This window comes from Serratia sp. CC22-02 (assembly GCF_900182895.1).
GTDB classification, from domain to species: Bacteria; Pseudomonadota; Gammaproteobacteria; order Enterobacterales; family Enterobacteriaceae; genus Serratia; species Serratia nevei.
Map to the genome: position 1 here is coordinate 785,844 of NZ_FXUD01000001.1, position 15,158 is coordinate 801,001.

14 protein-coding genes are annotated in these 15,158 nt (G+C 60.5%); 9 read left to right on the forward strand and 5 right to left on the reverse strand.

The genetic code is table 11. From position 1 onward, the window contains the following. Window positions 1–19: 19 nt before the first annotated feature. The 7 genes from tssH to QOL81_RS03855 all read left to right on the forward strand — a co-directional run bounded on the left by tssH (window position 20) and on the right by QOL81_RS03855 (window position 8,744). On the forward strand, window positions 20–2,674 hold the full coding sequence (gene tssH / locus QOL81_RS03825) for a type VI secretion system ATPase TssH (protein WP_070914627.1): 2,655 nt from the start codon (window positions 20–22) through the stop codon (window positions 2,672–2,674). 49 nt (window positions 2,675–2,723) lie between these two features. After that, complete coding sequence (locus QOL81_RS03830) at window positions 2,724–4,169, forward strand: serine/threonine protein kinase (protein WP_070914626.1); 1,446 nt, start codon at window positions 2,724–2,726, stop codon at window positions 4,167–4,169. Between the two features lie 143 nt (window positions 4,170–4,312). Continuing rightward, on the forward strand, window positions 4,313–6,241 hold the full coding sequence (locus tag QOL81_RS03835) for a type VI secretion system Vgr family protein (RefSeq protein WP_060420708.1): 1,929 nt from the start codon (window positions 4,313–4,315) through the stop codon (window positions 6,239–6,241). 99 nt (window positions 6,242–6,340) lie between these two features. Further along, the gene (locus QOL81_RS03840; protein ID WP_154618172.1) at window positions 6,341–6,871 is read left to right on the forward strand and encodes a hypothetical protein; all 531 of its coding nucleotides are present in this window, start codon (window positions 6,341–6,343) and stop codon (window positions 6,869–6,871) included. After that, window positions 6,822–7,361 (forward strand): hypothetical protein, encoded by a 540-nt coding sequence (locus tag QOL81_RS03845; RefSeq protein ID WP_127554720.1) that lies wholly within the window; start codon window positions 6,822–6,824, stop codon window positions 7,359–7,361. The genes QOL81_RS03840 and QOL81_RS03845 overlap by 50 nt, the downstream gene beginning before the upstream one ends. A gap of 22 nt (window positions 7,362–7,383) precedes the next feature. Then, entirely contained in the window at window positions 7,384–7,734 is a 351-nt protein-coding gene (locus tag QOL81_RS03850) for a hypothetical protein (RefSeq protein ID WP_072265415.1), read from the forward strand. A 257-nt stretch (window positions 7,735–7,991) separates the two neighbouring features. Continuing rightward, window positions 7,992–8,744, forward strand: a complete 753-nt coding sequence (locus QOL81_RS03855; protein WP_102984475.1) for an Ivy family c-type lysozyme inhibitor — start codon at window positions 7,992–7,994, stop codon at window positions 8,742–8,744. Window positions 8,745–8,910: 166 nt separating this feature from the next. Here QOL81_RS03855 and sbmC read toward each other — a convergent pair whose 3' ends face one another. From sbmC to rclC, 5 genes are all read right to left on the reverse strand, one after another. Then, window positions 8,911–9,378, reverse strand: coding sequence for a DNA gyrase inhibitor SbmC (gene sbmC / locus QOL81_RS03860; RefSeq protein ID WP_060420699.1), 468 nt, complete (start codon window positions 9,376–9,378; stop codon window positions 8,911–8,913). A gap of 23 nt (window positions 9,379–9,401) precedes the next feature. After that, window positions 9,402–10,244: a tryptophan 2,3-dioxygenase gene (gene kynA / locus QOL81_RS03865; protein ID WP_025303311.1), complete on the reverse strand. Its 843-nt coding sequence runs from the start codon at window positions 10,242–10,244 to the stop codon at window positions 9,402–9,404. Between the two features lie 147 nt (window positions 10,245–10,391). After that, window positions 10,392–11,729, reverse strand: coding sequence for a reactive chlorine resistance oxidoreductase RclA (gene rclA / locus QOL81_RS03870; RefSeq protein WP_197826949.1), 1,338 nt, complete (start codon window positions 11,727–11,729; stop codon window positions 10,392–10,394). A gap of 37 nt (window positions 11,730–11,766) precedes the next feature. Beyond that, window positions 11,767–12,150 (reverse strand): DUF302 domain-containing protein, encoded by a 384-nt coding sequence (locus QOL81_RS03875; protein ID WP_060420898.1) that lies wholly within the window; start codon window positions 12,148–12,150, stop codon window positions 11,767–11,769. A 68-nt stretch (window positions 12,151–12,218) separates the two neighbouring features. After that, window positions 12,219–12,791, reverse strand: a complete 573-nt coding sequence (gene rclC, locus QOL81_RS03880) for a reactive chlorine resistance membrane protein RclC (RefSeq protein ID WP_149571171.1) — start codon at window positions 12,789–12,791, stop codon at window positions 12,219–12,221. A 137-nt stretch (window positions 12,792–12,928) separates the two neighbouring features. Here rclC and QOL81_RS03885 point away from each other — a divergent pair, with 137 nt between their 5' ends. Then, entirely contained in the window at window positions 12,929–13,804 is an 876-nt protein-coding gene (locus QOL81_RS03885) for a cupin domain-containing protein (RefSeq protein ID WP_060439696.1), read from the forward strand. Window positions 13,805–13,963: 159 nt separating this feature from the next. Further along, window positions 13,964–15,001 (forward strand): LacI family DNA-binding transcriptional regulator, encoded by a 1,038-nt coding sequence (locus tag QOL81_RS03890; RefSeq protein ID WP_060420687.1) that lies wholly within the window; start codon window positions 13,964–13,966, stop codon window positions 14,999–15,001. The last annotated feature ends 157 nt before the right edge of the window (window positions 15,002–15,158 follow it).

Sequence of the window (15,158 nt, forward strand, 5' to 3'; positions counted from 1 at the left end):
CTGAGACCTGAGGAAAACCATGTCTGAAATCAGCCGCTCGGTATTATTTGGCAAACTGGATAGCCTGTTATTCACCTCTCTGGAAAGTGCGACGGCGTTTTGCAAGCTGCGCGGTAACCCCTACGTCGAACTGGCGCACTGGCTGCATCAGCTGATGCAATCGCCGGACGGCGATCTGCAGCAGATCGTCCGCCACTTCGCGCTGGACGAGGCGCAGCTGGCGCGCGACATCGTCGAGGCGCTCGACCGCCTGCCGCGCGGCGCCAGCGCCATCTCCGATCTGTCCGAGCACATCGACAGCGCGGTAGAACGCGCCTGGGTCTATGGCTCATTGAAATTCGGCGCGGCGCGCATCCGCGGCGGCCACCTGCTGCTCGGCATCCTGAAAACCTACAGCCTGCGCCATCTGCTGAAGGCCATTTCCCCGCAGTTCGAGCGCATCAACGCCGATCTGTTGATGGAACAGTTCGCCGCCATCACCGCCCACTCGGCGGAAAACGCCCAGGATGCGCCGGCGGAAAGCAGCGCCGAGAACGTATCCGGCGCGCCGCGCAGCGGTGAAAGCGTGCTGGCGCAGTATGCCCAGGACCTGACCGCCAAAGCGCGCAACGGCGAGATCGATCCAGTGGCCGGCCGCGACGAAGAGATCCGGCAAATCATCGATATCCTGATGCGCCGCCGCCAGAACAACCCGCTGCTGACCGGCGAGGCCGGCGTCGGGAAAACCGCGGTGGTGGAGGGCCTGGCGCTGCGCATCGTGGCCGGCGACGTGCCGCCGCAGCTGCGCGACGTGAAGCTGTGCCTGCTGGACATCGGCATGCTGCAGGCCGGCGCCGGCGTCAAAGGCGAGTTTGAAAAACGGCTGCAGGCGGTGATCGACGAAGTGCAGTCCAGCCCGACGCCGATCATCCTGTTTATCGACGAAATTCACACCCTGATCGGCGCCGGCGGCGCCCAGGGCACCGGCGACGCCGCCAACCTGCTGAAACCGGCGCTGGCGCGCGGCCAGCTGCGCACCCTCGGTGCCACCACCTGGTCGGAATACAAGAAATACATCGAGAAGGATCCGGCGCTCACCCGCCGTTTCCAGGTGGTGCAGGTACACGAGCCAAGCGAAGACAAGGCGCTGCTGATGCTGCGCAGCACCGTCAGCCCGCTGGAGCAACACCACCGCGTGCTGTTGCTGGATGAAGCGGTAGACGCCGCGGTGCGGCTGTCGCATCGCTATATTCCGGCCCGCCAGCTGCCGGACAAGGCGGTGGCGCTGCTGGATACCGCCTGCGCGCGCGTGGCGGTCAGCCAACACGCCGAGCCTGCCCAGGTCGAAGACTGCCGCCACCGCATCGATGCGCTGCAGATAGAGTTGGATATCGCCCGCCGCGAGGCCAAGGTGGGCATCGGCGATCCCCTGCGCCCGCAGGAGATTGAAGCCCAGCTGACCGCGCTGCGCCAAGAGTTGGAACAGTTGACCGACCGCTGGCAGCAGGAGCTGGCGCTGATCCAAGAGATCATCACACTGCGCGCCCAGCTGCACCGGCAGGAAGAAGAGTCTACTGAAGAAGAGACGCAGGCACGCCCTGACGCCGACGCGCTGCGCGCCCAGCTGGGCGAACTGCAGCAGCAGCTGAGCGCGCTGCAGGGCGAGGCGCCGCTGATCTTCGCCGCCGTCGACGCCAACGTCGTGGCGGCAGTAGTGGCCGACTGGACCGGCATCCCGCTGGGCCGCATGGTGAAAAACGAGATTGAGGCGGTGCTGCAACTCTCCGACACCCTGAACCAGCGCGTGATCGGCCAACGCCATGCGCTGGATCTGATCGCCCGCCGGGTGCGCACTTCGCGGGCGCGGCTGGACGATCCGAACAAGCCGGTCGGGGTGTTCCTGCTGGCCGGGCCGTCCGGCGTCGGCAAGACCGAAACCGCGCTGGCGCTGGCGGAAACCCTGTACGGCGGCGAGCAGAACGTCATCACCATCAACATGAGCGAATTCCAGGAGTCGCACACCGTTTCGACGCTGAAAGGCGCGCCCCCCGGCTATGTCGGCTACGGCGAAGGCGGCGTGCTGACCGAGGCGGTGCGCCGCCGCCCATACAGCGTAGTGCTGCTGGACGAAATCGAGAAGGCACACCCGGACGTGCATGAGATCTTCTTCCAGGTGTTCGACAAGGGCTGGATGGAGGACGGCGAAGGCCGCCATATCGATTTCCGCAACACCATCATCATCCTGACCTCCAACGTCGGCACCGAGCTGATCGCCGGGCTGTGCAGCGATCCGGAGCTGCTGCCGGAGCCGGAAGCGCTGAGCGGCGCGCTGCGCCAGCCGCTGCTGTCGGTGTTCCCGGCCGCCTTGCTCGGCCGCCTGCTGGTGGTGCCGTATTACCCGCTGACCGACGCCACGCTGGGCAACATCGTGCGCCTGCAGCTGGGGCGCATCCAGCGTCGCCTGGCGGAGAATCACGACATCGTCTGCACCTTCGACGACGCGGTCATCGAGCAGATCGTCAGCCGCTGCACCGAGGTGGAGTCCGGCGGCCGCATGGTCGACGCCATCCTGACCAACACCCTGCTGCCGCAGATCAGCCACACCCTGCTGACCGGCAGCGCCAACGACCAGCGCTATCGCCAGCTGCATATCGCGCTGCAGAACCACGAATTCATTTGTCAATTTCAGGCATAACGCCGCGGCCGCCGAGACGGCGGCCCTTTGAACACAGAGAGTCATCACTATGTCGGGAACCGGGATAACCAAACCGAATTCGAACAGCCTGCCGAGCGGCTATCGGTTCAACGAATTCGAGATCCAGGAAGCGATCGGCGAAGGCGGCTTCGGCATCGTCTATCGCGCCTACGATCACCAACTGGAACGCACCATCGCTATCAAAGAGTACATGCCGACCTCGCTGGCGAAACGCAACGACGATCTCAGCATCGGGCTGCGCGGCGAGCGCTTCGGCAAAACCTTCCAGGCCGGGTTGAACAGCTTTATTCAGGAGGCGCGCCTGCTGGCCCGCTTCTCGCACCCCGGCCTGCTGCACGTGCTGCGCTTCTGGGAAGAGAACGGCACCGCCTACATGGGCACCCAGTTCTACAGCGGCACCACGCTGAAGAACCTGCAGGCGCAGCAGCCGGAGAAAATCGACGAGGCGTGGATCCGTCGGCTGCTGCCGCCGCTGTTCAGCGCCATCAACACCATCCATCAGGAAGGTTACCTGCACCGCGACATCTCGCTGGATAACATCCAAATTCAGGAGAGCCAGCTGCCGGTGCTGCTGGACTTCGGGTCGGCGCGCAAAGAGATCGGCAACCTGTCGGACGAAACGGAGATCATGCTGAAGCCGGGCTTCGCACCGATCGAGCAGTACACCGAGAACAGCGACGGCGAACAGGGACCCTGGACCGATATCTACGCGCTGGGCGCCGTGCTGCACACGCTGATCGTCGGTTCGCCGCCGCCGGTCAGCGTGGTGCGCAGCATCGAAGACAGCTATCAGCCGCTGGCCGAGCGTCGCCCCGCCGGTTACTCGCCGGAGCTGTTGCGCACCGTCGACCGCGCGCTGGCGCTGAAGCCGGAAGACCGCCCGCAGACCATCGATGAAATGGCCGAGCTGTTGCATCTGCCGATCGCCGATGAAAACGAAATCATCAGCACGCCGGCCGGCGCGCCGGAGAACCTGCTGGTCGCCGCCAACCCGGCCGCTGCAGCCGCAGCCGCCGGCGCCGTTACCGCGCGCAGCACCCGATTCTCGCGGCCGATGATGGCCGGCGCCGGCGTCGCGGCACTGCTGGTGATCGGCACCGTCGCCTGGCTGAGCGGCGGCAAAGACAATGCCCAGGCCGTAGCGCAAAATACCGAGGCGTCACCGGCGCAGAAAACTCTGACGGAGCAGCCGAGCGCGCCGCAAACCGCGCCATCTGCGCCGGTGGAACCAGAAAAGGCGGCGCCGCCACCGCAGCCGGTGGCGCTGGTGTACTTCAAACTGCAGCCGGGCGAACAGGTCAGCCTCGACGGCAAGCCGCAGCAGGTAACGCCGGGTGAAAACGGCTTCGCCAGCCTGAATCTGGCGCCGGGCCGTTATCAGCTGGAGATCCGCCACAACGATCGGCTCCGCCGGCAGCAACTCAGCATCGACACCGCCGGCACCTGGCTGGTCAATCCGGCCACCGCCGGTTAATTCCGTTCTGAAGCCCCGCCGCGGCGGGGTTTCCCCTATTTCATGAGACTGACGCACCGCTGCCCACCCTCATTGGCCGCGCGGCAAGGCCGCTGCAACGCTGGGGTAAGCAGAACACGACGTCAATCACAGAGGACGTTCTCATGTTGGATCGCATTATTGCGCACACGCCGCTGGGCCAGGAGCAGCTGCTGTTCCGCTCACTGGACGGCATCGAAGCGCTTTCCACCCCTTTCGACTTCTCTATTGAACTGCTGAGCACCGACGCGCGGCTCGATCGCAAAGCGCTGCTCGGCCAACCGCTGACGCTGGAGATCCCGACTCAGGGCTTTCTCAGCGCCCCGCGCTACCTGAACGGCAAGATCACCGCCATCGCCGTCAGCAGCGAAGAGATCGGCGGCACCCGCTACGCGGTGTATAGCCTGCACGTGCAGCCGGATCTGTGGCCGATGACCAAGGATCGCAACTTCCGCATCTTCCAGGAACAGACGGTGCCGCAGATCGTCAAGACCCTGTTGGCGGAGCACAACGTGCAGCTGGAAGATCAGCTGACCGGCGACTATCGCCTGTGGGGCTACTGCGTGCAGTACAACGAAAGCAGCTTCAACTTCATCAGCCGCCTGATGGAGTTGGAGGGCATCTATTACTATTTCAAACATGAGATGGGCAAACACACGCTGGTGCTCGGGGATGCGCCCCACCACCACCAGCCCTATCCCGGCTACGAGATGATCCCCTATCACCTGACGCCGTCCGGCGGCAGCACCAGCGAGGAAGGCATCAGCCAGTGGACGTTGTCCGATCGCGTCACGCCGGGCATCTACAGCCTGGACGACTACGATTTCCGCAAGCCGAACGCCTGGCTGTTCCAGGCGCGGCAAAACCCGGTCTCGCCGACGCCGGGGCAGATTGACGTCTACGACTGGCCGGGCCGCTACACCGAGCATCAGCAGGGGGAGTTCTACGCCCGCGTGCGCCAGGAAGCCTGGCAGGCCGAACATCAGCAGATCCGGGGCACCGCCACCGCGCTGGGCATCGCTCCCGGCAGCACCTTTACGCTGTATAACGCCCCGCACGCCGACGACAATCGCGAGTACCTGACGCTGCAGGCCAACTACCATCTGAAAGAGAACCGCTATGCCAGCGGCGATGATCAAAGCAGCGAACACCGTATCGACTTCATCGTGCTGCCGGCGGACGTGCCCTGGCACCCGCCGCAGCAGGCCACCTGGCCGAAAACCCACGGGCCGCAGACCGCCCGGGTGGTCGGCCCGGCCGGCGAATCAATTTGGACCGACAAATACGGCCGCATCAAGGTGAAATTCCACTGGGACCGCTTCGGGCCGAAGGATGACGGCAGCTCCTGCTGGGTGCGCGTCTCCAGCGCCTGGGCCGGCCAGGGCTACGGCGGCGTGCAGATCCCGCGCGTCAACGACGAAGTGGTGGTGGACTTTATCAACGGCGATCCGGATCGGCCGATCGTCACCGGGCGCGTTTATAACGAAGCCAGCATGCCGCCGTGGGCGCTGCCGGCCGCCGCCACCCAGATGGGCTTTATGAGCCGCACCAAGGACGGCACCGCCGACAATGCCAACGCCCTGCGCTTCGAAGACAAGGCCGGCGCCGAACAGGTGTGGATCCAGGCGGAACGCAACATGGACACCCAGGTCAAAAACGATGAGAGCCACACCATCAATAACGACCATACCCACCTGGTGGGCGGCAACCAGATCAAACGGGTGGTGCTCAATCAAGCCACCGGTGTCAAAGGCGATGCCTCCGCGCTGACCGGCAAAACCCGCAGCGACGCCGTGGTTAACGCCTTTACCCTCGGCTCCGGCGAATCGCTGCGGCTGGAGTGCGGCGAAAGCGTGATCGAGCTGCTGGCGAACGGCCAAATCAACATCACCGGCACCAGCTTCAATATCACGGTGAAAGAGGACGGAGCGATCAATACCGGCGGCCAGCTGGATCTCAACCAGCCCGGCGGCGCCGCACGCACCGCCGCACCGGGCGGCGGCCATCAGGCGGCGATCCAGGGCGCCGTCGATCAGCTGTTCCCTAAAGAGTAGCCAAGTGGTACGCCGGGAAAGCCGGTTAACGCCGCCCCCCGGGCGGCGGCAGCGGCGCCGGCTAAACCGGCTGCCGCTGTAACCCCTTTTAGCAACGAGGTGAATGAGCTGGCGGCAAAGTCACCGACGTTGAGCCGCGATCTAGATAAACTCAAAGCTCAAGGCTGGGGGATTAAACCCGGTACAATGGGAAAAGGAACCTTTGTCGAACGCCAAGATCAAGTGATTGTTATTGATAGCAACCATTTGCATAATCCCCTTGAGACCGTGCAATCCCTCGCTCATGAGAGCGGACATGCTCTCTACACGCCAAAAACGGATCTGACATCTCGTGAGACCTACCTCAACAGTATGTTACGTGATGAAGGGGCCGCAACGCTTAAAAACATTGAGGTTCAACGCGAAATTTTCGCTAATACGGGTACTGACATCGGTATTGCTGGCAACCCTGAAAATCAAGCGGCCTACAATGAAATTTATGAGAATCTAAAGAGTGGTACAAAGACACGGCAACAAGCTGAAGAGAGTATAGGTAGGATTTTTGGCCGAGGGGAACGCACCTCAAACACGGGTGAGCTGTATGAAGACTATTATGGCGGATGGTATGATAAATACGTCTCTAAAAAATAAATTTATTTTATCCACTCTACTCACATCAAGCTTATGTTTTGCACAAGGTGGTAATATGGAAAACACAAATCTATGGGAGTTTATTGAAAAAATTAATCATCAACTTTCTCTTCCCCATCCAAAGTTAGACACACTCATTCCGCAGCCGTTAGACAATTATGATGAGAATGAATATGTTAAATTCTATAGATCTTCCGGATTCTCTATCAGCGCAGATGTAAAAGTCACCCAACTGACATTTAGAACCCACAAGTCATCAGGCAACAAGATAGTTTTACTTTCCATGGATCTTTCCGGTTATTGTATCGAGCTAAAAACGGTCAAAAAGCACTACCCAAACCTGACATTCAGTGACTTTCCTCGGGGCCACTCCGTGGATGAAGTAACCAGCCTTACGACCCCACCTGATGAGCACGGTAAAACGATTACATTTAGTTTTGCGGAAAGAAACCCAGACTGCCTGAGTAAAGTCACATTTAACCTGGAATGAGTTCCCCGTAAAGACGGCTTATATGAACAAAACACTTCTCTTTTTACTGTTTATCACATTCAACACCATGGCGGCCGTCAACTGCAGCACACTAGACCAAGCAGCTCAGACTCACTCAACGCATATTGAAAACTCAAATAATGGGTTTTCTGTTATCGGCAAAGGACGTTTATATTTTCACTCTGCCCCCGACTTAAGATGTAAAAGAAGTAAGGTATTTATTATACCTAACGATAAGGTCAATGCTTACCTCGACTACCACGGTTACTATTACGTTATGTACTTCAATCGTAAAGGAGAACAAGTTGAGGGATGGGTAGATAGCAACCGACTAAAGGAAAACAGTACGGGTATAGATCCGATAGAAAAATAAATTTTTACTCTCACTCGTCTGCTCACGATGCTTAAACCAAGCGGAATAACAATCACAGGCTGAATCGATATATCCCATCGATTCAGTCCAGCGTGTCATCAATTATTCTGACATGGGGAACGAGATGATAAAAATACACACCTCCTCTTGTTTTTATAACACTCAACACAATGACGGCGGACAACTCCCGCCTACCAGACCAAGCCTCTAACCTCACTCCATCAGAAGAATTTTTAAAGTTATCAAGCGAGTGATTTATGTTCAAAAAGATCTTATTACCTGCATTATTTACTGCTTCTTTACTCTGTTCCATTGAATCCACAGCAGCGATAAACCTGTTGCAATATAACAAAATTAGCACAGTAAGCGGGCTTGTTAACGATAAAGCAGTCACTGACAGTCTCAAAAGCACACTGGGTCAGGACTATGAGAAATACATCAGCAATTTTGATGTTTTCGGTGAACCTCATTCAGTCCCTGGCGGGGGGGTATTTGCTGAAGGCTGGCTGAAGGATCTTTACCTGGAAAGTGCCTCTGCTTTGGTCATCAATCCCGATGGGAAAATTTATGCTGCCTGGGTTGTACCTGACTCTGATGTCATAAATTACAAATCTTCTGATAAAGATGCCCCCATGAATAAGGAGATTCAGCATTGGGCTGAACGCTTCAAAAACATGCAATTCGCCACAATCAACGAAAGAAAAAAGATGAGGGCGACAAAAGAATATTTTGATACGCAGTCATTCTCTATCAAACTCACGACCATTTGCTCCAGTAAAGGCGATTGTAATGATGCAACTTACTATGGAAAACGTAAAAAAGATGGCGCCGCTTTAACTTTACAGGGCAAAGCGACACGAGCTGATTGCAATACAGCCCCATGCCCAATCATTGGTTATGAATTTAAAAACGCATCAACAACTTATATGCTCAGTAAAACTGATAACACCCTGACAGTCATAAAGGATGGTAAAATATTAATGAATCAGAAAGGGGAGTGGGTGAAATAGTCACCGAATAATCTCCAAGCAGTAAGATGGGCCTTGGCCGATATGTAAATACCGCCATCGGGATTATCCCCCATCTTTCCGCCGCTCCTTCATCGAACAGGAATGACAATCACAGGCTGAATCGGCACATACTATCGATTCAGCCTTTCTGCGCATCACCCCACCCTCACCACTTCTTCACCGTCTGGTAAATATCGAGGTCGAAATAGCCGTCGGCTTCGCAGTCGTTGAGATAGTGTTCGTAGCTCACCCCCTCAACCGGCTGGTAGCCGCTGGCCGGCAGCAGCTTCTGATAGAACTCGCCCCACACCCGCTCGAAATCGCCATCGCTGATGCGCACGTGGTAGACCGCATACTGCCCGGCGGGCAGCGTCTGCACGGTCACGCCCTCGCTGCCTGCCGGCAGCGCGAAATCGTCCGCCACGCTTATCACTACGTCGGCACGCAGCTTTTCCGGCGCCACTTCCGCCGGATCGTCCCAATACAGTACCAGCCATTTGCCGAACGGCACGCCGTGGCGCTGCCGCCATGCCAGCAGTTGCTGCGAGCCCTGCGGGATCGTCTGCGGATACGGCCCCACGACTCTGACCCCCACCACCTTCTCCGCCGCCTTATCGATAATCCTCACGCTCATTGCCCTTATCCTCCCACGTTATTTCAGGCGCCAATTTCGGTGCGCACGTCCAGCAACTCGGGGAAAAAGGTCAGGTCCAACGCCTTTTTCAGGAAGCTGACGCCGCTGGAACCGCCGGTGCCCGACTTAAAGCCGATGATCCGCTCCACCGTTTTCATATGGCGGAAGCGCCACAGGTGGAAGCTCTCTTCGATATCCACCAGCTTCTCCGCCATTTCATAGGCTTCCCAGTAGGTTTGCGGGTTGTCGTAGATCACTTTGAACGCCGGCAGCAGATCCGGGTTGCGCTGGTAGGGCTGCGTCCAGTCGCGCTCGAGGCACTCCTGCGGGATCGGCAGGCCGTGGCGCGCCAGGTACAGCAAGTATTCGTCGTACAGGCTCGGCGCTTCGAGGATCGCCTTCAGCGCCGCGTGTTTTTCCGCATCGCTGCTGAACACCGCCAGCATCGCCGCATTCTTGTTGCCGAGCAGGAACTCGATCGAGCGGTATTGATGCGACTGGAAGCCCGACGAGCTGCCCAGCACGTCGCGAAACTCGACGTATTCCGACGGCGTCAGCGTTTCCAGCACCGCCCACTGTTCGAACAGCAGCCGTTGGATCTGTTTGACGCGCGCAAGGATTTTGAAGCAGTGGCTGAGTTTGTCCTGCTGCACCAGCCGCACCGCCGCTTGCAGCTCGTGCAGCATCAGCTTCATCCACAGTTCGGAGGTTTGGTGCTGTATCACGAACAGCATTTCGTCATGATGCGGCGGGTTGGAGAGCGGGTGCTGGCAGTCCAGCAGCGAGTCCAGGCACAGGTAGTCGCCGTAGCTCATGCGTTTGGAAAAATCGGTGACAATCGCGCTTTCTAATTCCCGTTTGTTCATCTGTGATCTCCGTTGCGCCCAGCGCCCCATCGGCCTGGAACGTGCCGCAAAGAGAAAACAATAGTACAGAACCCGCCGCCCCGAAGGGCGATAAACGAGAGGTGCTTCGCAGATCTCACTCATCTGCGCCGCCCCTCTCGCCCCGCTTTACCCTATCAACCCAAACAGATCGTTGAGCGACTCGCTCATGGTCGGATGGGTAAACAGCTGATCGCGCAGCCGGGTATAGGGCAGCCCGGCGTCCATCGCCGTTTTGACGATGTTGATCATCTCGTGGGCATCGCGGCACAGCAGCGCCACGCCGAGGATCTGGCCGGTCTGCGCATCGACCACCGCCTTCAGCAGGCCGCGCGTGTCGCCCAACACGCGGGCGCGCGGGATCGCCGCCGCCGGCAGCGTGGCGACCTTAATGTCGCGCCCCTGCTGCCGGGCCTGATCTTCGCTGAGGCCGATGCGCGAGAAGCTGGGTGTGATGAACACCGAGTAAGGCACTGCGCCGCGATCGGCCGTGCTGCGTTTACCCGCGCCGAACAGGCTGTCGCGCACAATGCGGAAATCGTCCAGCGAGATATAGGTAAACTGCGGCCCGCCGTTGACGTCCCCCAGCGCCCAGATATGCGGCACGCTGCTGCGCAGCTGCGCATCCACCCGCACGGCCCCACGCTCATCCGTCTCAACTCCGGCGCGCGCCAGCTGCAAACCGGCGGTGTTCGGCACGCGCCCGGCCGCCACCAGCAGCGCATCGAACGACTGCACGCCGCCCTGATGCACCACCTCAACGCCCCCTTCCACATCGCGCACCTGCTTCACGCCGGCGTTAAACGTGAAGCTCACCCCGGCGTCGCTCAGGATTTGCTGTATCGCCTGCGCCATATCGCGGTCTTCCCGGCCGAGCAACGCGCCCGCCTCTTCGAATACCGTTACGGCGCTGCCGAACTGCGCGAACATCGAAGCGAACTCCAGCCCGATATAACCGCCGCCGATAATGCCCAACCGCGCGGGCCGCTGCGTCAACTGCAGCAGGCCGGTGCTGTCGTAACTCCGCTGCGAACGATCCAACCCGTCGATCGCCGGCCAGCGGCTGACGGCCCCGGTGTTGATGAAGATGCGCTCGCCGCTCAGCACCTGCGTTCCCGCCGCACCCTGCACGCTGATGCGGTGCGGATCGATAAACTCCGCCCGTCCGTCGATCACCGTGACCTGTTCAAGCCCCGCCAGGTTTTGGTAGTTTTTCTCCCGCAGCAGACCGGTCACCTGCCGCTTGCGCGCCATCGCCTGGCTGAACGCCTGTTCACCCGGCCCGTGAAGCTCGGCATCGTGCACCAGCGTTTTGGTCGGGATGCAGCCGATGTTGATGCAGGTGCCGCCATACATCTGCACCGACGCTTCCACCATCGCCACGCGCCATCCCTGCCCGGCCAGAAAGGCCGCCAGCGTTTTGCCGGCCTTGCCAAAACCGATGATAATCGCCTGATAATCGTACATTGTGTCGCCTCGTCTCGTGATGTTCATCGCCGTTCTATCAGCGTATTGCGGCCTCAACTAACCGCTCCAGCGGCCTCAGCGCCGCGATCTGTCGTTCGTCGGCCCCGGCGCTCCGTTTCAGACTTTCCGCCGGGTGGTAGCTGACCTGCGTTTTGCCCCGTTCGTCTTGCGCAATCAGCACCCTGAACGGCAGATCCAGCGCCAACGCCGGCCGCGCCAGCATCAGCGGCGTGCCCGCCAGCGGGTTGCCCAGCACCAGCACCGTGGTGGGCGGCATCGTCAGATGATGCTCACGCGCCGCTCTCGCGTGATCGAACTCGGCAAACAGCGTCACGCCCTTCTGCTCGGCCGTGCTGATAATGCGCTGACGCGTTTCCTGATAAGCGTAGGCGCTCTCTACCGTTCGGGTTTCTTGCCCCATTGTCCCCTCCGCCACTGCAGAACAGGCCAGCAGCATCAGGCTGCCGGCCACGGCCCGGTTCATGACGCTCATGCGACCTTCCCCCGCCACTGTTTCTCGAGCACACTGCGCGCCGAATCCGCCATGATCATCACCGCACCCGCCAGCATCAGCGTGTCCTTCAGCACCAGGCGCCCGGCGCCGGAGAGATAAGGGAAGCCGTGATGCGCATCGCCCAGCGCGGGCACCCAGGCCTCCGGGGTGGTGATCAAAAAGGTCAGCGTCACCAGCGGCGTGCAAAAGGAGAGCATGCCGCCCAACAGCCCCAGCCATTTGGAGAACGGGTTGGCGAGCACCAGCAGCGCGATCGCCACCTCCACCACGCCCAGGCCGTTGGAGAAGCCATAGGTATTGTTGGCCTGCTGCCAGGCGCGGGCGTCGAGGTTCAGTTCGCCTTCGTGCGTCAGGTGCGCCTGATAGTCCTGCGGCATGTCATAGAAAAACGACATCAGCGGGCTGTTGGCGACGAACGGCGTGATGCTGTCCGCTTCGTAAGGGATGAATTTGAGCAAGCCAATCCATAAGAAGACGATGGCGATGCTGAGGCGAATCAGCGTTAATCCCAGCTTGTCGCCCTTGCTCAGAAAGAATAGTATTTTCATTACCGGCTCCATGTCATTGATAACTCATGCATCGCAGCGGCGCCCTCCGCATCGCTGCACTATCGAACCGATCTTAGTGCTTCGCATTACGCCGGCCCATTGCCGAAACAATCAGCTTCTTAGCCAGGAGTCTCAAAATGGATCCGCTCAGCCAACTGTTGATGCTTAACGACATGCGCGGTTACGTGGCGCGTGATTGCCATTTCAGCGGCGAGTGGCGCTCGCCGCATGCCGCCGGGGAGTGGAGTCAGATCCGCTGGCACATGGTGCTGGCGGGCAGCTGTCGGCTGGAGATCCCCGGCGGCCGCCCGGTACCGCTGGAGCAAGGCAGCCTGCTGTTCTTGCCGCACAACTCCGCCCATCGCCTGCTGCCGGAGGGGGCCGACAGCGCCACGCACCTGCTGTGCGGCGTGCAAATCTTGCCGCACAGCGCATCGCCGCTGCTGGCGAGCCTGCCGGAATGTTTGCTGTTCAACAGCCGCCAACAGGGGCAGCTGGCGCTGCTGCAGGCGACCGGCCAGCTGCTGAGCGATGAGTTCAGCCAACAGGGCCAGGGGCACAACGCCATTGTCAGCCAGACCATGGCGCTGCTGTTCGCGCTGGCGATCCGCGCCTGGCTGGCCCAGCCGAATCAGAGCGGCAATCTGGTCGCCGCGTTGCTGCATCCGCAGTTGGGCAACGTGGTTGAACAGATGCTGCGCCGCCCGCAACACCCCTGGACGCTGGTGGAACTGAGCGAACGGGCCCATATGTCGCGCGCCAACTTCGCCCGCGTCTTTCGTCAGGTCACGCAGCAAACGCCGCTGCAGGCCCTCACCGCCATCCGCATGCAGCTGGCGGCCCGGCTGCTGGCGCGCCAGGCGTTGCCGCTGAGCCGTATCGCCGAACAGGCCGGCTACTCGTCGGAGGTGGCGCTGCATAAAGCCTTCACCCGCCACTTCGGCCTGACGCCGGGAAAATTCCGCCAGCAGGCCGCCGAGACACCGCCGGACATGTGCCCCATCTCGGCATAACCTCCCGCCCCGCCTTACTGTTTAGTAAACAACGTGGCCGCCGCCTGATGATTCTCACAAATGCGCGATCCCATGCGCGCGGTGCCCCGGTTGTGGCTTGCCTGCGGCCGGCTTCCCTTATAGATTGCAGGCTAATGGCAGGCAGCAAGGTATCGGCAAATGGCAAATATTCGTGATGTCGCACGGTTGGCCGGCGTGTCCATCAGCAGCGTGTCGAACCTGCTGAATAACCGCAGCCACCAGATGAGCGCGCAGACCCGTGAGCGCATCGAACAAGCGATGGCGACCCTGGGATACCGGCCGGCCCGGGCGGCGGCGGTGCCCGCACCGCAGGCTAAGATCATCGGCCTGCTGCTGCCGTCGATCGTCAACCCGAGCTTTTCGGCGCTGGCGCATGCGATCGACGGTGCGGCGCGGGCTCACCGCTACCGCGTCTTGCTCGGCAACGCGTACCGCCAGGAACAGGAAGAGGCCGCGTTTATCGACGATATGTTCCTGCATGGCGTGCGCGGCATCATCGTGGCGGCGAGCGACATTCGCCAGACCCATTTTGTTCGGGCCGCCGAGCGGGGCATGAAGATCGTCAGCTACGACAATCCGTTTCCCGAACGGGCAGCCATCGATACCCCGCTGTTCGACAGCGTCTCGATGGACAATGTCGCCGCCGGGCGCCTGGCCGCGCAGCACCTGCTCGAACGCGGTTGCCGACACATCGTGTTCGCCACCGAAGCGACGCTCACCGTCGGGCGCAGCCACAAAATCGACGGTTTTCTGAGTGCGCTGGGGCACAGCCTGAGCGAACGCCAACGGGTGATCGAAGGCAAAGCCAACAGCGCCTACGGCGACACGGAAATGTTTGAATTGGGGCTGACGCTGGCGCCGCGCGTGCTCGCGCTGACGCCGCGCCCGGACGGTATCGTGGCGATTAACGATGCGCTGGGCATCGGGCTGATGGTGGGGGTGCGCGCCGCCGGCGTCCAGGTACCCGCAGACATCTCGGTGATCGGCATCGATAATATCGCGCTGGCCGGCCTGGCCGAACCGGGGCTGACGTCCGTCAGGCCGCCGCTGGCGGAGATGGCGCAGCTGATGGTCGAGCGCCTGATCGGCCGCATCAACAATGATGCGCAACCGCCCGGCGAGTTTCTCTTCCCGCCGACGGTCATCAGCCGGCGCTCGGTCAAAGCCGCCGGCTAACTGAAATAACAGCGTCTTCCCAGGCGATGCGCAGCGGCATCGTCCGGATCGGTGTCAGCCAAAAACAAAGGAAAAGGCCGTCGCGCTTAAGGGATGCCCGCGCCTCAATGAATCAGCGTCGTGCCGTTATTTAACGTTCAGCTCAGGGTTATGGGCC